The organism is Micromonospora inaquosa, assembly GCF_003857055.1.
Lineage (GTDB): Bacteria > Actinomycetota > Actinomycetes > Mycobacteriales > Micromonosporaceae > Micromonospora > Micromonospora inaquosa.
In genome coordinates this window covers 13011-30083 of sequence record NZ_QGSZ01000328.1, presented here as the reverse complement: position 1 = coordinate 30083, position 17073 = coordinate 13011, and the positions used below count along the sequence as shown (strand labels likewise).

The 17073-nt window shown below is 72.0% G+C and carries 15 protein-coding genes; 3 read left to right on the top strand and 12 right to left on the bottom strand.

Going from position 1 to position 17073, the window contains the following annotated elements; genetic code table 11:
- The 7 genes from DLJ59_RS30150 to DLJ59_RS30120 form a co-directional block, all read right to left on the bottom strand.
- Positions 1 to 921 (bottom strand): CE1 family esterase (locus DLJ59_RS30150; protein WP_124776898.1); only part of this gene is annotated, 921 nt, incomplete at its 3' end.
- Between the two features lie 353 nt (positions 922 to 1274).
- On the bottom strand, positions 1275 to 2420 hold the full coding sequence (locus tag DLJ59_RS30145) for an alanine racemase (protein WP_124776896.1): 1146 nt from the start codon (positions 2418 to 2420) through the stop codon (positions 1275 to 1277).
- The gene (locus DLJ59_RS30140; protein ID WP_124776894.1) at positions 2417 to 4015 is read right to left on the bottom strand and encodes an IucA/IucC family protein; all 1599 of its coding nucleotides are present in this window, start codon (positions 4013 to 4015) and stop codon (positions 2417 to 2419) included. The genes DLJ59_RS30145 and DLJ59_RS30140 overlap by 4 nt, the downstream gene beginning before the upstream one ends.
- Complete coding sequence (locus DLJ59_RS30135; RefSeq protein ID WP_124776892.1) at positions 4012 to 5640, bottom strand: IucA/IucC family protein; 1629 nt, start codon at positions 5638 to 5640, stop codon at positions 4012 to 4014. The genes DLJ59_RS30140 and DLJ59_RS30135 overlap by 4 nt, the downstream gene beginning before the upstream one ends.
- Positions 5637 to 6806 carry an ATP-grasp domain-containing protein gene (locus DLJ59_RS30130; protein WP_124776890.1) on the bottom strand — a complete coding sequence of 390 codons (1170 nt, stop codon included), beginning with the start codon at positions 6804 to 6806 and terminating at the stop codon, positions 5637 to 5639. The genes DLJ59_RS30135 and DLJ59_RS30130 overlap by 4 nt, the downstream gene beginning before the upstream one ends.
- A gap of 55 nt (positions 6807 to 6861) precedes the next feature.
- Positions 6862 to 8175, bottom strand: coding sequence for an MFS transporter (locus DLJ59_RS30125; RefSeq protein WP_124776888.1), 1314 nt, complete (start codon positions 8173 to 8175; stop codon positions 6862 to 6864).
- Positions 8172 to 8882, bottom strand: a complete 711-nt coding sequence (locus DLJ59_RS30120; protein WP_124776886.1) for a siderophore-interacting protein — start codon at positions 8880 to 8882, stop codon at positions 8172 to 8174. The genes DLJ59_RS30125 and DLJ59_RS30120 overlap by 4 nt, the downstream gene beginning before the upstream one ends.
- A gap of 81 nt (positions 8883 to 8963) precedes the next feature.
- Here DLJ59_RS30120 and DLJ59_RS30115 point away from each other — a divergent pair, with 81 nt between their 5' ends.
- Complete coding sequence (locus DLJ59_RS30115) at positions 8964 to 9524, top strand: GNAT family N-acetyltransferase (RefSeq protein ID WP_124776884.1); 561 nt, start codon at positions 8964 to 8966, stop codon at positions 9522 to 9524.
- Between the two features lie 78 nt (positions 9525 to 9602).
- Here DLJ59_RS30115 and DLJ59_RS30110 read toward each other — a convergent pair whose 3' ends face one another.
- Genes DLJ59_RS30110 through DLJ59_RS30100 form a run of 3 tightly spaced genes read right to left on the bottom strand, consistent with a single transcriptional unit; the run spans position 9603 to position 12967 of the window.
- Positions 9603 to 10283, bottom strand: a complete 681-nt coding sequence (locus tag DLJ59_RS30110; RefSeq protein ID WP_124776882.1) for a hypothetical protein — start codon at positions 10281 to 10283, stop codon at positions 9603 to 9605.
- 24 nt (positions 10284 to 10307) lie between these two features.
- A complete protein-coding gene (locus DLJ59_RS30105; RefSeq protein ID WP_167493908.1) occupies positions 10308 to 11087 on the bottom strand; it encodes a DUF305 domain-containing protein in 780 nt (259 codons plus the stop codon).
- Positions 11084 to 12967, bottom strand: coding sequence for a sigma-70 family RNA polymerase sigma factor (locus DLJ59_RS30100; protein WP_124776880.1), 1884 nt, complete (start codon positions 12965 to 12967; stop codon positions 11084 to 11086). The genes DLJ59_RS30105 and DLJ59_RS30100 overlap by 4 nt, the downstream gene beginning before the upstream one ends.
- Before the next feature lie 321 nt (positions 12968 to 13288).
- On the opposite strand from DLJ59_RS30100, the gene DLJ59_RS30095 reads away from it, so the two are divergent.
- On the top strand, positions 13289 to 13474 hold the full coding sequence (locus DLJ59_RS30095; protein WP_124776878.1) for a hypothetical protein: 186 nt from the start codon (positions 13289 to 13291) through the stop codon (positions 13472 to 13474).
- 226 nt (positions 13475 to 13700) lie between these two features.
- Positions 13701 to 14507, top strand: coding sequence for a SigB/SigF/SigG family RNA polymerase sigma factor (locus tag DLJ59_RS30090; protein ID WP_124776876.1), 807 nt, complete (start codon positions 13701 to 13703; stop codon positions 14505 to 14507).
- A gap of 22 nt (positions 14508 to 14529) precedes the next feature.
- Here DLJ59_RS30090 and DLJ59_RS30085 read toward each other — a convergent pair whose 3' ends face one another.
- Both DLJ59_RS30085 and DLJ59_RS30080 read right to left on the bottom strand, forming a co-directional pair.
- Positions 14530 to 15597, bottom strand: coding sequence for a DUF2855 family protein (locus tag DLJ59_RS30085; RefSeq protein WP_124776874.1), 1068 nt, complete (start codon positions 15595 to 15597; stop codon positions 14530 to 14532).
- Positions 15598 to 15684: 87 nt separating this feature from the next.
- Positions 15685 to 16902 carry a PP2C family protein-serine/threonine phosphatase gene (locus DLJ59_RS30080; RefSeq protein ID WP_244236304.1) on the bottom strand — a complete coding sequence of 406 codons (1218 nt, stop codon included), beginning with the start codon at positions 16900 to 16902 and terminating at the stop codon, positions 15685 to 15687.
- Between the last annotated feature and the right edge of the window lie 171 nt (positions 16903 to 17073).

The window sequence follows — 17073 nt, the reverse complement described above, 5'->3', positions numbered from 1 at the left end:
GTCCGTCGGAGGCGTGGTCGACTCGAACTGGCTGAAGAACCTCCAGATCTCACCCGAGGTCCAGTTCCGCGAGTCGTTGGGGCTGCCCGACCCGTCGACCGGGCTGGGGGTGTGGTCCCCGTCGAACGCCGCCCACTGCACCGGGTAGCCGGCTCGGCAACCCGAGTAGGCGGTGGTGATGTGGGTGAGGCTGCCTCGGCTCGGCTCGCGCGGGCTCTGCGCGGTGCAGCCGTTGTTTCGCACGAACGTGTCGCGCAGCTGCCGACCCTGCGAGATGTTCAGCACGCTGTCGTAGATGCCGTGGATGCCGAAGTACGCGACGGGCTGCGTGCCCCCGTTGCATCCGCTGAGGTTGGCGCCGGACAGCACGGTGACCGCGCGGATGACCGTGGGCCGGGCACAGGCCACCGCGTAACTCATCGCCCCGCCGTAGCTCCAGCCCAGGGCGAAGCGCTGGGTGGTGTCCACGCAGAGGTCATTCTCGATCTGCCGGGAGATGTCGTCGAAGAGGGTCAGGTCCCGACCGTTGGTGTTGGCCCAGCCGGCGTTGAGACCCTGCGGGGCGACGAAGATCGTGCTGTTGTTCGACAACGGCTGGAGCCCGTAGTAGCCGGCCGAGGTGACGTTGTTGGCCGAGCCGTTCAACCAGTGGAAGCCGAAGATCAGTCGGTAGGGGTGGTTCCGGTCGTACCCGTCCGGGATCCGCAGGTTGTACGTACGACTCTGTCCGCTGCTCTGGATCGTCCGCGTTCCGCTGGCGAGTGTGGGGGCCTTGCCGCAACCGGCGGTCGCCGCGAGGGTGCCGTTGGTGGCGGCCACCGCCGTCGCACCGAAGCCGCCGCTCAACACGCCGCCGGTGGTGGCCGCGAGGAGAAGCGCCGCGGCCGCGATGGATGGGAGGAAGAACCTGGGTCTCAGCATTGCTTGGGCTCCTTGCCGTTCGGCGTCTGGTGCTCGTGGCGTGGCGGCGGCACCGGGGGTGTGCGACCGCCATCCGTCGGCGCCAGGGCTGCCTGCGGTGGAGCGTCGGAAGCTGGGCATGCGGCCGGCGCGACATCGTCCGACGACCAACCGTGGTCGCCTGGCATCGACGGGGGCCCGGACTGGTCACCGACCGGGTGGTCGGCGGGAGGGGAGACCCCTCGGCGCGTCTTCGCCGGCTGGCTCAGGTGACCGGGAGCGTGCCCTTCACTCCCGGGTGAAAGATAGCATGTTATCGATAACAGGCCGAGCCAACCGAGCCGCTTACCGGCCGCCGGCCGAGCCTCCCTGGCTCACGTCCCGAACGGCCGCGCCGCCCACTCGGCGGCCAGTTCCCGCAGGTCACCGGTGAGGAATCGCGGCGGCTCGTGCAGCAGGAAGTCACGGTGGCTGATGTTCCAGGCGTACGCCCCGGCCATGGCGAAGGCCAGCACGTCGCCCACGCCGATCGGCCCGGCGGTGGCCGAGGAGGACAGCACGTCCTTCGGGGTGCAGAGTTGCCCGACCACGGTGACCGGACCACCGTCGGTACGGGGACCGCCGGCACCGCGTCGCGGGTGCACCGTGAATGGCTGCGCGTGCCCCTTCGCCGCCGGTGTCCGCAGGTGGTGCGTGCCGCCGGCCACCACCACGAACCACTCGCCGTAGGAACGCTTAACGTCGATGACCTCGGTCAGGTACGCCCCGCAGTGGGCGGTGACCGACCGGCCCGGCTCGATGCGCAGCCGCACTCCCGGGTGCCTGTGCAGGACGTCCGCCAGGGCCCGGCCGTAACCCTCCCAGTCGAACCGCGCGGCCGGGTCGGTGTAGTCGACGGTCATGCCCCCACCCACGTCGACCTCGGCGGCGTCGACCTCGGCCACTGCCCAACCGACCACGGCGGCGGCGACCGTCGCGGCCAGCGGTGCGTCCAGCCCACTGGCCAGGTGGGCGTGGATTCCGCGTACGTCGATGCCGGCGGGCGGGCGGCGGGCGCACCGGACGGCGGCGGCCGGGTCCATCCCGAACGGGCTGGGACCACCGCCCATGACCAGGCTCGCGCCCGGCACGTCGACCGGCAGGTTCACCCGCAGCAGCACCTGCGCCGACCGGCCCGTGGCGGTGGCGAGCGCGCCGAGACGCGTCAGCTCGGTGGGCGACTCGACGTGGATGCGGCGCACCCCGGCGGCGAGCGCGGCGGCGAGGTCCGCGTCGGTCTTGCCCGGCCCGGCGTACGCGGCCGGCGCCCGTCCCGGCAGCACCTCGGCCAGCCTCCGTAGCTCGCCCCGGCTCGCGGCCTCGAACCCGTCCACGATCGGAGCGAGGGTGCGCAGCACACCAGGGTCCGGGTTGGCCTTTACCGCGTAGAGCAGCTCGACCGGCTGGGGAAGCGCCGCCCGGATGGCTCGGGCCTGCCCGGCCAGCGCGTCGAGGTCGTGGACGTAGGCCGGCCTGGTCAACGTGGCCCACCCATCGGGTTCGGCACCGGCACGAACGGTGCGGCCCGGTCGGCGTCGCGCCGCCACCGGACGAGCAGGTTCGCCTTGGCCGGCAGCGGCTCGCCGGTCAGCAGCGCGCGCAACTCGAAGGGATCACCGAGGTCGGCGGCGACCGCCTCGACCACGGCCCGCAGCTCCTGCCACAGCCGTCGTTCGATTCCCGGCCGCCCGTCGGCCAGAGCCCCGCTGATCCCGCCGAGATGGTTGACGAACAGGCAGTAGACGATCCGGCGGTGGGCGGCCCGGGAACCGGAGCGGACCTGCACCGGGACGCCGTCCGGCCAGACAGCCCACCGATCGGCGTCCAGCTTCACCCCCTCCAGGTCACGCAGCAGCATGCGTACCGGGCGGCGATCCCGGTCGAGCACGACGATCACGTTTTGCAGGTGCGCCTCGTGCACGACGCCGTGGCTGAGCCAGCTGCGCAGCACCGCCGGCACCAGCAGGTCGACGTACGCGCGCCACCAGGCCATCGGATCCGGGGTCACCAGAGGCGCGGCGGCCAGCGCCGCCGCCAGCACCGGGGTGTCGCCGGGACGCAGGTGCGGGCGCAGTCCACCGCGCAGGATCGTCCCGTACGCCTCGTCGAGGGTGGGGGCGTCGACAGTGCGGTAGGCGGGCTCGGCGAGCAGCACCACCCCGTCCGGGAGCGGCACCCGGGACAGCAGGTCGGTCAGCGCCACCGCCCCGGTGAGTTCGTAGCGGGCGTTCTTGCGCAGGCAGTTGGTGATCCGCACGTGCAGGCTGGTCTTCACGAACAGGTCGGCAGCGGGGGCGTAGAGGGTGCGGACGCTCGCCGTCGGCCGGACCGGCACACCGGCCGCCCCCAGGTCGCGCAGCCGTGGATGGGTGGGCGGGATCAGCGACAGCTGCCAGGGGTGCACCGGCAGGACGCGGTGCCCGTGCGGGGGCCGGGGCGGGTCGAGCATGGCCACGAGCGAATCGAACGGCCCGGCGTCGGCGCTCAGGTCATCCGGTACGGCGAGCCAGTGCAGCCGGAACGCCGTGCGCAGCTCCGGCGCGTACGCCCGCCAGCTGCCCGGGTCACCGCTGCGCCACTTCGGGGTGGGATGGTGCGGGTGGCCGAAGACCAGGGACTGCTCGGAGTCGACGTACGCGTCGATGGCCTGCTCACCGGTGGGGGTCGGGTCTTCGGCCGGTCGTTCGGCCAGCAGCCGGGCCACGGTGTCCCGGCTGGCCCGGACCTGCTCGACGAACTCGTCATTCGCCAGGCCGGTACGAGTGGCGAGCTCCGCCGCGACCAGAGCGGCCAACCCGTCCGCGTCCAGGTCTTCCCACCGCCCGCCGTCGATGTGTCGTTGCACCGGGCCGGTGTAGCGGTGCGCGCCGAGCGGCGAGGCTCGGGCGACCTCGCAGCGCACTGTGACGTCGAGGTGCGGCAGCAGCAGCCGTACGGCACCGTCGGCCACGGTCGGGGTGCCGTCCGGCGGGGCCAGCTCGCGCAGCAGGCAACCGAAGACGGCGTGGGCGGCGGCCCGATCCGCGAGCTGGCCGGTGTCGGTGGCCGGCCGGGAGCACAACCGAGCGCTCGTCATCGTGTCTCCCGGAGATAGTTCGGGCCGGTACGCAGGTAGTACTTGTTGATGTCGGCGCAGCCCAACCGCTGTTTGGGCAGCAGGGTGCCGGCGGTGAGCATGGCCTTGATGGGCAGTTGGGTGGCGTGCAGGACCCGCTCGGTGAAGGTGCGCGCCGCCGGGCCGTCGCCCCACCGGTCGCGCGCGGCGGTGAGCCGGGGCACCAGCGCCTCGGCGGGTGACGGCACGGGCAGCCCGCGGCCGGCCAGGGCGACCAGGGGCGCGGCCGCGGCCAGGTGCAGGGTGATGGTGATGAACACGTCGGCCAGCTCCTGCGGGTCACCGGCCCACATCCGGTCGTCGTGCAGGACGAGCCCGTTCGGGCCGTCGTGCCGCGTGTCGAGCCGGGCGCCGTCGTTGTCCTTGTAGAGCAGGCCGACCGTGCCGTCCGGGTGCACCAGCAGGTGGATGTTCTGCGGGTGCGCCTCCAACGCGATCCCGTGACGCAGCCAGAGGAAGACGTGCCAGTCGAGCAACAGGTCCAGGTAGGACTCCAACAGCGGCACGGGCCGGTGCGGGCTGATCCGTTCCAGAACCGTGCCCGCCACCGGGTCGGCGGCGGCGAGGGCCGCGACCGGCACCACCTGGACGTCGGCCAGGTCACGCGGAAACCGGCGCAGCAGGAAACCGCGTCGCTCGTCACCGTCGACGTGCGCCCAGGTGCTCTCGTCGGCGTGCCGGATCCGACCGGCGAAGCTGGGTTCGCTGGTGGCGATCCGGTCGAGCAGCGCGGCGACGGCCGCGCCGTCGGCGAGCGAACCCGGTTGCAGCGTGCGTCGGTTGCGCGCGCCGAGACTCGCGGTCGGCAGCGGCAGTTTGAGATGCAGGTACGGGTCGTGGTCGAGTGCCACCGTCCGCATGGAGAGGGTGGATCGCACCGGGGTCACCGGCAGGTCGGCCACCGGAAGCGCGTCGCGGGCCACGGTGATCGGGTGCGCCGGCAGCAGCAGCTGATCCGCTCGCGGCGCCCGCGGCCACCACGATGGGAGTGCACCAGCGAGCCGAACGTCCTCGGCGGGAGCGGCGTACCAGCGCAGCGCGAAACGTGGGGCGTGCTCCGGGGCGTACCGGAGCAGTTCGTCGTCGCGCAGACCGTGCCGGCACCGGTCGGTGGGGTAGACGGGGTGGCCGTGGTGGGCGGCGAGCACGTCGTCCAGGAGCGCCGCCGGCGGACCGGTCGGGGTGATCGCCCGTTCGGCGGCCACCTCGGTGAGCACCCGCGGCCGGTTCCGGGCGGCGAGCCGCCGGGCCCGAAGATCGGCGCGGCACTCGGCGCCGAAGTCCCGCCAGCCGGCCTCGGCCTCGGTGTTGTCGTGCGGCGCGAGCAGCGTCAACAGCCCCTCGAGGGTCTCCGTACGCTGCGGGTCGCCGTCGCCGCCCACCAGCAGCACCATCGGCGCGGCGCTGCGCACTGCCTGCTGGAACCCGTCGGGTCGGACCGGAATGCGCAGCAGGCCGGCGGGGTGCGGCACCTGCCACCAGTCGGGCCCGTCCGGTCGGCCGGCGCTGAGCAGACCGAGGTGATCCTCGCGCAGCAGGGCGTCGAGCACCCGGGCGAAGACCTCCCGCTCGCAGTCGTCGCTCACTCGACGATGGTCCACTGGAGGGCGCCGCGGAGGGCGGCCAGTGACTGCCGGACGGTGGCCTCGTCGGGGCCGATGCCGTGCAGCACGGCGAGGTAGTCGCGGTTCGTGCCGGTGTGCTCGGCGGTGCGACCCACCTCGCGCAGCGGATGGCAGCGCAGCCGGACGTCGCCCTGGACGGTGTCCAGCCGGCCCGGCGCGGCGACGAGACGGCCGGACCGGTCCGCGCAGACGTACTCGACCCGGGCGTGACGGTCAACGGCGTCGGGCAGGCCGAGGGCGGCCAGCGGCTCGCCGAGGTGCAGCCGGATGACGTACTCGAACAGCGGCACACCGAGCAGTTCGGCGAGGATCAGGTCCATCCGGTCGCCGATGAGGCGGTAGTTCACCTCGATGAGCCGGACCCGGCCGTCGGAGATGACGTACTCGGTGTGGCAGGCGCCGAAGCCGACCCCGAGCGCGTCGAGCCGCGCCCGCAGCTGGGTGCGGGCCGGCTCCGCCGGGGGCGACCAGGCGAGGCTCTCCTCGGTGAAGGTCGGTGGCGGGCCGAGGCCGGTGCGCCACCCGCCGAGGGAAGCCAGCTCCGTGCCGTCGCCGAGGGTCTCGAAGGTCCGCAGTTCACCGTCGAGGTACTCCTCGACCACCAGGGCCAAGCCGGGCCGGCGGCCCCGGATCTCGGCGACCCGGGCGGCCAGCTCGGCGTGGTCGACCACCAGGTACACGTCCTCACTGGCCACCCCCTCGCGGGGTTTGACCACCGCCGGGAACATCCCGCTCGGCACCTTCGGCGCGGCTCCGGGGTCGACGGTGACGGCGCGTACCAGATCGAGGCCCGCAGCGGCGATCGCCCGGCGGGCCGCGGCCTTGTCCTTGCAGAGACGGGCGGCGTCCGGGTCCTTGCCGGGCAGGCCGAGCTTGCGGGCGGCGATCGCGGTGACCTCCTGAAGGTGGTCGCTGTTGGACAGTAGCGCCATCGGTCGGGTCGGTGCCGCCGCCGCGACCACCGCCGCCGGGTCGCGGACCGCGCAGCGCGCCACCCGCACGTCCGCCGGCCATTCGGCGGGCCGGTCGGTCAGCACGGTGACCGGCAGCCCAAGCGAGGCCGCCGCCGGAAGGAACCCGTCCAGGACGGCGTCGGTGGGGTTGAGCGCGGTCAGGTAGAGCCGCATGCCGCCTCCGTCGACCACCACGACGTCGCGGTGTCGGTGGCCGGCCGAACGCTGGTCACGCCACCGCCTTGACGCCGTCCCCCGCAGGCTGCTGGGCCGGCTCCCCGGCGATGGGCTGCTGGGCCGGCTCCCCGGCGATGGGCTGCTCGGCCTTCAGGCCGGCGGTCGGGCCGGGCCGGCGCGGGAATCGCCGCTGGTGGGCGAGGCCGAGGGCGACCCCGGCGGCCACCAGCACGATGGCCGCGACCGCGACCGGCGGGTAGCCGACCCGGTCGGCCGCCGCGAGACCGATGGACGACGCCACGAACGAGCAGACCAGGCCGAACGACGACAGGACGGTGAAGTCGGTGCCACCGGTGTCGGGCCGCGAGTAGTCCATGTTGACCGTGTAGAGCACGACGTTGGCGATCGTGTAGGCCACCATGAAGCAGCAGAGCGCGGTGACCGTCCCGCCCAGCGGGGCCTGGCCGTTCATTAGCGGCAGCAGCAACAACGTCGACACCGTGAGCGCGAGGCCGCCGGCCACGAGAACCCCACCGCGCCCGAACCGCCCGATCCCGAGCCCCGCGACCAGACCCGTCACGATGGCCGGGGCGCTGGTCACCACGCCGGTGACGACGCCGATCCGACCCAACGACCACCCGGCGTCGACCAGCGCCGGCGTGACCAGGGCGTACGCCATCCCCGCGCCCACGTAGACCAGCGGCACCACACCGAACGTCCACCACCGGCAGCCGGGCTGACCGAACACCGACAGCAGCGCCCGATAGGCAGTGCCGACCCGTTCCACCCGATCGGTGCGGGGCGGCTCCCGGAACCGCCACACCACCAGCAGGCCGACCGCCGTCATCGCGGCCAGCAGGCCGATCGCCGGCGCCCAGCCGAACTGGTCGTAGACCAGGACGCAGGCTCCGCCGCCGAGCAGGTTGCCGAGGTAGCTCGCGGCGACCTGGATGCCGTTGCCGGTCCCCCGGGCCAACTCGGCGAGCATCCGCACCGCGACGGCGTCCACGGCGATGTCCTGGGTGGCCGAGAAGAACACGTACGCGGCGCAGATCGCGATGATCGGTCCGAGCGCGTCGGCCGGGCTGGCGAACGGCAGCAGCGCCAGCAGGGCCAGCACCAGGGCGCTCTGCAGCACGAGCAGCCAGGAACGGTAGTGACCGCGGTGCCGTGAGCCGTACCGGTCGAGGAGCGGTGCCCAGAGGAACTTGATGGGCCAGATCAGGCCGACGATCTGCAACAGTGCCAGTGTGTCCAGCGAGGTACCGCCGTCGCGCAGGATGGCGGTGAGCCCGACGGTGATGAAGCCGACGCCGAGGTACTGGGTGACGTACAGCGCGGTCAGGGTGCCGAGCCGGCCCTTCATGCTGCTTTCCAGTAGCCGAGGGAGGTCATCCGCTCCTTGTCGATGCCCAGCGTCTTGCGGAGGTGTCGGGTGATGCCCCGGGTGGTGGCCGCCTCGCAGGCCACCCAGTAATGGCCCGTGCCGCTGGTGGGCAGGCCGGCGCAGACCGTGTCGACGAGATGTTGGCCCGCCTCGCGCCGTGGCACCCAGGTGACCTCGTGGTGCGCCCGGGCCCGCAGCGCGAGCGCCTTCTCGCCCTCGTGGGCGTATTCCAGCCAGACGGTCGCCGGGATGTCGGCACCGGCGTCGAGCAGGCTGTTCACCGCAGGCAGTGAGGCCGCGTCGCCAACCAGGTAGAGATGTTCAGGCGCGGGGTCGGGCAGGTCGAACGCAGTGCCCTGAACTGTCGCGCCGATGGTGTCGCCGACCTTGGCCGTGGTGGCCCAGCGGGCCGCACAGCCGTCATGGATGGCGAATTCGAGGGTGAAGCGGCCGGTGGCCGGGTCGGGGTCGACCAGCGTGTAGGCGCGCTGGTGTGCCCGGCCGTCATTGTCGAACCACAGCCGGATCCACATCGTGGGGTGCACCCCGCACGCCTCCAGCAGGCCGCCCCCGTCCAGGAGCAGCCGCTGGTAATGCCCGTCGATCGACTCGGTGCTCAGGACGGTCAACTGAAAGTCCCGACCTCCCATGGCCTTGAGGACCAGGGCCTCCCAGTTCCGTTTCACGCACCCCTCCAGGTAAGGTCGTCCTTGGTTAGGGGAGGGTAACCTAAGTTGCGCTCCGGATGGAACAGAGGACAGCGCCCGATGACGTACCAGGAGAAGATCGCCGGCCTCGGCGAGCTGACGTTGGTGACAGTGGATCCCGACCGGGACGCCGCCCTCCTGCACGGTTGGGTGACGATGCCCCGCAACTCGTTCTGGGGCATGGGTTCGCACACCCTCGAAGAGGTCCGTGAGATCTACGCCTTTGTCGACAGTCTGCCCACCCACCACGCGTACCTGATCATGATTGACGGGGAGCCGGTCGGCCTCTTCCAGAGCTACCAGCCCGAGGCCGACCCGGTCGGCGAGCGCTACCCTGTCCAACCCGGCGACGTGGGGATGCACCTGCTACTCAGCCCCGACCAACGCCTCGCCCGCAGCCTCACCAACGCGGCCGGCCCGGCGGTGGCCCGCTTCCTGTTCCGCGACCCGGCCGCACAGCGGATCGTGGTCGAGCCGGACGTCCGCAACCACCTCGCCCTGCGCCGACTGGAGATCGAGGGCTTCACCTTCGACTCGGAGATCGACATGCCGGACAAGCGCGCCCAACTCGCGTTCCTGACCCGCGCCCGATTCGCGGCGAGACACCCGACACCGGCCTGACCACCGACCACCAACTGGTCGCGACCGGCAGCCTGTCGCGACCGGCAGCCGTTGGCGGCGGTCAGTTGTTGGCGGCGGTCAGTTGTTGGCGTTCCAGAAGCCGACGAGGGTCGCGGTCCACCAGCCGATCTGCGAGATGGTGGCGGCGGCGACACCGGGCAGCAGGACGGACCAGGGCGGGCGGCCCCGCACGGCCACGAGCCGATCCCGTACCCGGCCGAGGAACAGCCCGTTGATGCCGACCACCAGCACCGCGAGCAACTTGACCCAGACCAGCCCGGACGACGTGTCCGGCCCCAGGGCGGCCCCACTGGCCAGCAGACCCACCAGGCCCAGCCAGATGAGCAGGTGCGCGCCGCGTGCGGTGGTCAGCACGGTGCCGAGCGGTTCTCGGCGCAGCAGCCAGCGGAGGCTGAACCAGTCCACCGTCAGCACCGCGCCGAAGCCCACCACGAGGCAGGTCAGGTGGCAGAAGAGGGCGACCATTCGCGCACCCGGCGAGAGGGTGACGTGCGGCGCGACGAGGATCGCCAGCAGCCACCCGAAACTGACCATCAGAATCGGGGCGACGACAGCGGCGCGGCCGGCGGCGCGGCGGTGGCCACCGCGCCAACCTGCCGTCGGCACCGCGTCGGGCGGCGGTGCGCTGCGGAGCCGGTGCGTCGCGTGACGGGTCGGACGGACGGTGTCCGACGTACCGGCGGGGTGGGACGCGCGGGACGTGGGCCGGACGTCGGCGGGCAGCTCAGACGTCCGCATCGGCCGGTTTTCTGGACGACACGCTCAGCCGACCGGTGCGGTGGTGGGCGCGCCGGGCCGGTTGTCCAGCGTGCTCAGCTCGGCGGTCCGCGCCTGCTGGATCCGGCCGGCGAGCGCCTTCAACTCCGGGCTTCCCCCGGCGGTCTGCTCGCCCCGGCACAGCACCACGGTCTGCGCGAGGTGCGCCCGGATCAGGGCAGCCACCCGGGACGGCACCTCGGCGTCGGGCGCGGCACGCAGCTCGGCGAGGCTGGCCTCGGTGACCATGCCGGGCATCTGGTGCCCCTCGTGGATGTTCAGCTCCGGCACGTTGCCCGCGGCCAACAGCCCACGCAGGTCCCGCAACTCGGCCTGATGAGCTTTCCGAAGCTCGCCGAGGAGGGCCCGCAACGACGGATCAGCGTCCGCCTTTCGGGTGTCGAGCTGGTCGATCAGCGCGAGTGCGCCCTCGTTCATCGGGATCAGCAGTTGAATGAAGGCGTCGTCGGTGCCGTTGAGCACCACCGGCGCGGTCGGCACCGCAGCGGCCGACGACGCAGCGGCCGACGACGCAGCGGCCGACGACGCAGCGGCCGACGACGCAGCGGCCGACGACGCAGCGGCCGACGACGCAGCGGCCGACGACGCAGCGGCCGACGCGGCCACCGGCGCCTGATCGGTGCGGCCCCAGCCCTGGGTGAGACCGACGGTCAGCGCCGTGGCGACCAGGGTCGCGACCACGCCGACCATCCGCCCGGCCCGGACGCGACGCGCGGGCCGGCGCTCCACAGTGGCTTGCTCGTCCACCCGGGCGCCCCTGCTCATCGGGCGGCTTGGAACGCGCGGCCGACCAGTGTCGCCTCGGCCCCGTCGCGGAACAACCCGGACCGGTCCTTGGCCGTGGCGGGCAGCCCGAACCAGGCGTAGCGCTGCAGATACGAGAGCTGCCCGAGCATGGCGGTGGCCGCCGTGAGGAAGGCCGCCTGCTGCTCCTGACTGGGAAACTGCGAACCGCCCGCGCCGAAGCGGATCAGCGCGAACTCGGTCAGCCAGATCGGCTTTCGATACCGCTGGTAGACAGCCTGGAGATACTGCCGGAGTTGGGCCACCGCGGTGGCGGTGGTGAAGTCCGCGCCGAACCAGTGCAGCGTGATGAAGTCCACCCGGTGGCCGCGGGCCTGCGCGCCGGTCATGAACCTGTCCAGCCACCCCTGCGGATCCGGCGCACCCCAGGCGACCGCCGGGCTGCCCAGCCTGCTACCCGTCGCCATCAACTGCGGCCACAGGTCCAACGCCTGCTCGACGGTCATGTTCGCCTGCTCCGGCAGGTCCGGCTCGTTGAAGGTGAGCAGGTACGGCCCGGCTGCCTTGGCCCGAGCCAGCTCCGTGGCGGTGACGTTCTCCGCGCTGCGGATCATCGGCACGAACGTCGCACCGCGCGGAGTGCTGATCCCCGGATGCTGGGTGCCCCAGGTGTAGTACCAGCCGGCCTTGGAGTTCGCCAACGCCTGACTCGCCCCGGCGAAGTTCCACACCCCGACGCCCTTGCGCGCGGAGCTGACCACCGGCGTGACCGGAGCTTTCGACGAGGGCCGTGCGCTCGGCGAGGGCGCGACGCTCGGGGTGACGACGGCGGTTGGCGTCGCGGACGGCGGCGCCGCCCACGAGGGTGCGGACGGATCGTCCGGCAGGATCACCACCGCCATGGTGATGGCCACGACGGCTGCGGCCACACCGGCGGCCAGGGACGGCACCAGGCCACGGGGCCGGTTCACCGCGAGGTCGACGACGCTCTGGCCACCGCCGGCATCGGTGGACACCCCGCCGGGTGGGGTCGGCCCGGCGGCGGGTCCGACCGTCGGGCTCGGGAGCGCGACGGCCTGCGCGGCGGCTGCGGGGGCGGACACGCTCGGCAGATGGGCGCCGAGACCCGCTGGCAGCGGCAGCAGCGGCAGGCCGGCGAGCAGCCTGTCGATCGGCAGGAGCGTGCTTCCCAGCCGGGCACAGAACGCGCAGTCGCGGACGTGTCGAGCCAGTCGCTTGCGCCACAGCGAGCTGGGCGTGCCGTCCCACTCGGCGGTCACGGCCCCCAGGTCAGGACAGCCGGGGCGGGCGCGGAGCGCGCGTACGACGCCGCGTGCGCTCTGGATCTGCTCCTTCATCCGGTGGATCCGCACCGCGACGTGCCCGGGTGACAACCCGAACGCGTCGGCGACCTCGTTCCGGGTGATCTCGCCGGTCTCCTCCAGCCACCACAGCGAGAGCAGTTCCTGGTCGTCCGGGTCGAGCCAACGGGTCGCCTCGGCGACCTCGCGTCGTTGGTCGGTGAGGCCGAGCCGGAGAATTGTCATCCCCGCGAAGTCGGAGGCGGGGTCGGGCACGTTGTGGATCGCGTCGAGCCCGGCATCGCGGTTGAGCGCGACGCGCCGACGCGTCTCCCAGTCACGCACCTGGCGGATGGTGATCGCCACCAGCCAGGACCGGTAGGCCGCCGGGTCGTTGAGCGCGGGCAGGTACCGGATCACCCGTACCAATGTCTCCTGGACCACGTCGTCGACGTCGGCGTGCCCACGAAGCGCACGCCCGACGATGTTGTAGACCAGCGGGAGCGAGGCCGCGACGACGTCGTCGAGGGCGCGCTGGTCGCCCTGCCGGGCCGCGACGACCAACCCGACATCGGGCAGTGCTCGACCGGCTGACGACATGGGTCTCACTCCTTGGGTGCTCGTCCGCGCGGTGCCCACGCTGGGTGCGCTGCCCGCCCTCAAGATCGGAGACTCGCGGCAGCGGGTGGGATTACAGAATTCTCGGACGGTCCGTTCGCCACAAGCGACGCGGCTTCGTCGGCGGCGCATACGGGGCGGCGATGCCGGGTATGGTGCGGGGTGTCGGTGTCGCCGGGCGCTCGCCCGTGCACAGGACACCTGCATTCGGGCGCCAGCGTGTGCGCCGAAGCGTCACCGGGTCGCACGGCCGACGTTGCCGAGGCCTCAGACGCACCCCTCTCGTAGAGACAGGATTCCTGTATGACATCGAACGACAACGGTCGACCTGCCCTGTTCCTCGCCACCTCGAACGGCGACGCGCTGGACGGACCTGCGGTGACCTTCGACAGCAGCGAGGAGGCCATGCGGCAACTGCGCCACCCGTTCGCGGTGAAGTCGGCCCCGCCGGCCCCGGCCGCTGTCGACGCCTCGGACCACAGCGGCTGACCCGAGCGCGTTCTCCCGCGAACGCCAGCTCATACTTTCGGCTAGAAAATAGTCAGTCTTTCGGGTAGTGTCCGGGTCGTCAAGTGAACGGCATGACGCGGTGGCGAGGCCCGTGCTCGTGGCCTTGCGACAGCGCACCTTCGCCCGTATGTGCGCCCCGGCGTTAGCCGGTTCGGAGATCCTTCCGGTCGACTCGATCGACGGGCCTGCGGGAAGGACCATCCACATGGCCACCATCGTCGACAACGCGACCAGCACCCGCACCGCACAGCGGAGCAGCGACCAGAGCCCGGACGAGCTCCTCGCCGCGATGAAGGCGACCCCGGCCGACGATCCCCGCCGCCCGGCACTGCGGGACCGCGCCATCGAGGCGTGGCTGCCGCTCGCCCGGCACCTGGCGCGCCGCTACGGCGGACGCGGCGCGCCCGACGACGACCTGGCCCAGACCGCCTTCGTCGGGCTCATCAAGGCCGTGGACAACTTCGACCACGACCGAGGCGTCGACTTCAGCGGGTACGCCATTCCCACGATCATCGGCGAGATCAAGCGGTACTTCCGGGACCGCACCTGGGCGGTACGCGTGCCCCGCCGCCTCCAGGAGCTGCGCCTGTCGATCAGCGCGGCGAACAGCGCCCTGACCCAGACCCTCGGCCGCTCGCCGACCGTCGCCGACGTCGCGTCCTACCTCGACGTGTCCGAGGAGACCGTCCTGGAAGGGCTGGAGGGCGCCCGTGCCTACCGGGCCACGTCGCTGTCCACCCCGACCGGGGCCGACGGCAGCCGGGAGCTCGGGGACACCCTCGGCGACGACGACGAGGCGTTCGGTCTTGTCGAACTCCGCGTCGCCCTCGGCCCGGCCCTCGCCACGCTGCCGGAACGCGAACGCGAGATCCTGAGCCTGCGCTTCCACGGCAACCTGACCCAGTCGCAGATCGCCGACCGGATCGGCGTCTCGCAGATGCACGTGTCCCGGCTGATCACCCGCTCGCTGGCCGCGCTACGCCACCAGCTCAGCGAGGACATCGCAGCCTGAGCCCCGGCACCCCGCCAGCCGTTCAGAGTTGGATGACGTGGCCCACCCGGGGCGGCGTACGACCGGCGAGAACGTCGAGCCACGCGTGTTGCAGGGCCGCCGGCCCGGCACCCACCCGAACGTCGAGCCACCCGCTCACGACGGCGGCGAAGCGTTGCCAGGCCGCGGTGAACCGCTGGTCGAGCCCGTCGCGGCCCCAGTCGTGGCTGCGCTTGCGCATCTGCACCGGCGCGAAGAACACCTCCTCGGCGGCGTCGGCGTTCGGTGTCTGGTTGGTGAGCCCGACCGCGATGTCCCGGACGAGCCGGTCACCGAGACGCCGACGCAGGGCGGCCCGGGTCGAGGGCGCGCCGGACAGGTCGAGGTAGGCGGTGGGGACCACGTCGAGGGTGTCGATGTCGTCGTACGACACGACCTGGTCGTAGCAGCCGAGCGACCGGGTGAACGCCAGGTTGCCGGGTGAGGTGAGACCGACCAGGCGCGGCCCGCGCCGGTGCAGCTCGAACGCGGCGGCGTACGCGGTCTTGCTCGACGCCGACGACACCAGCAGCGCCTCGGCCCCGTAGAAGTCGTTGTCGACAACCTGGTCGGCCAGCATGAACGAGGTGAAGAACAGCGGGCGGAACAGGATCAGCAGATCCTCCTGATCGCGCTGGTACGCCGGGTCACCGGTGGTTGACCGGTACGCGTTGTACGGCGACGGCAAGTCGGCACGGTGCGGGCTCGCCTCGCGGAACCCGGTCGCGTCCACCCGGTCCGGCCGCACCACGAGGTGACCGGCGGGCGGGAGGTAACCGTAGATCCGTTGCCCCACCTCGACCCCCGCCACCGCGGAGGCGGCCACCTCGGCGAAGCCCCAGAGCGGCGGCAGGCCCCATGTCGGTCCGAGACCCTGGGCGTCCGGGGGGAAGAACCGCCAGTAGCGCATCTCGTCGCCGAGCACCGCGTAGGTGACGTTGTTGGCGGTGAGGCCGACGCGGTCCACGCGCAGCAGCGCCTCGCCGTCGGCCACGGCGGGGGTGCGACCTTCGACCAGCGTGGTCTGCCCGAGGTCGTCACGAGCCACGGCGAAGGTCCATGAGTCAGCCATGAGATGACGCTAGACAGCCCCACAATCGGAGACAAGTGCACTGCGAGTGCAAAATCCCACTGCGGGGTTCGCGCGTCGGCGGCGAGGTCAGGCTCCGCTGGCCCCGGCGAGGTCACGGAGGTGCGCGAGCGGCAGGTGCGGTGGCCGCCACTCCACGAAGAGGGCCGTCGCGTCGTCCTCCAGCTTGTCGTCCTGGTAGCCGACGACCGCGCGGACCAGGCGACGCATCGTCTCCGGGCTGGGCAGCCCGTCGTTGAGGGCGCGGTTGACGAAGTCCACCAGCCGATCCAGCCCGAACTGCTCCCCCTGCGCGCTACGGGCGTCGGTGATGCCATCGGTGTAGGCGAGGATGCGGTCGCCCGGGTGCAGATTCTCCGTGTGCACCCGTGGTCGGCGAGAGGACAGGTGGCCCAGGCCGAGCGGCAACACGGTCGGCCCCGGAAGCTCCCGAACGGCCTTGCCGTCACGCAGCAACATCGCACCGGGATGCCCCGCATTGATCACACTGAGGTGGCCGGTCCGACGGTCCAACTCGATCAACAACCCGGTCGCGAAGGAGTTCGGGTGCTCGGACCGCACCCACCGGTCGATGCTGATGGCGGTGTCGACCAGGTCGAGGCCGCACCGACGGGCGTTGCGGTACGCGCTGACCACCAGCGAGGCCAGGGTGCTCGCCTTGATGCCGTGGCCACAGGTGTCGAAGAGCCCGACGCTGAGCACGTCACCGTTCAAGGCGTAGTCGAAGATGTCGCCGCCGACGTCGTAGCACGGTTCGAGGATGGCGGTGACCACCAGGTCGTCGGTGGCGAAGGTCAGCGGCGGTAGCAGGCCCCACACGATCTCGGCCGCGACCTGCATCGGCATCCGCCGCCGCATCCGCTCGACCACGTCACCGTAGAGCCGGCGGTTGACCAGGATCTGGGCGATGTTCACCGCCACCTCCCAGGCCGGACCATCCATCGTCTCGTCGGCGGCGGCCGGCGAGACGATCTCCAGTACGCCCATCCGCTCACACCCGAGCAGCAGTGGCACCCACACCCGGTCCGGGTTGTCGGGCGCGCGCTGGATGTCGAGGCTGGTGAAGGCCCGGCCGGCGAGCGTCGTCTCGATCGACAACTGGTCCCGGTCGAACCCCGCGCCGAGCAGCGGCACGAGGAGGGTCTGCTTGTAGTCGGCCAGATAGATCACGATCTCGCTGGCGTTGATCCTGGGCGCCGCTCGGGCCACCAGCTGCGACACCTCGTCCGGGCCACCCCGGGGCGCGTTGAGCTGCAACCAACGCACCACCTCGCCGACGTCGACCACGCTCCACCTTCCCCTGTCCTCCCGGGTGGCGGGAGCACGTAGTGCGAGCGGTGAGGCTACCTCGCCCCGCCACGTTCCTCGCCTGCCGATCGTTCGCGCCTGACCGACCGGCCACTCTTTCACCTCACCCGCCACATCCATCTCATCGGTTTTGCAACTTTTACGAATTGC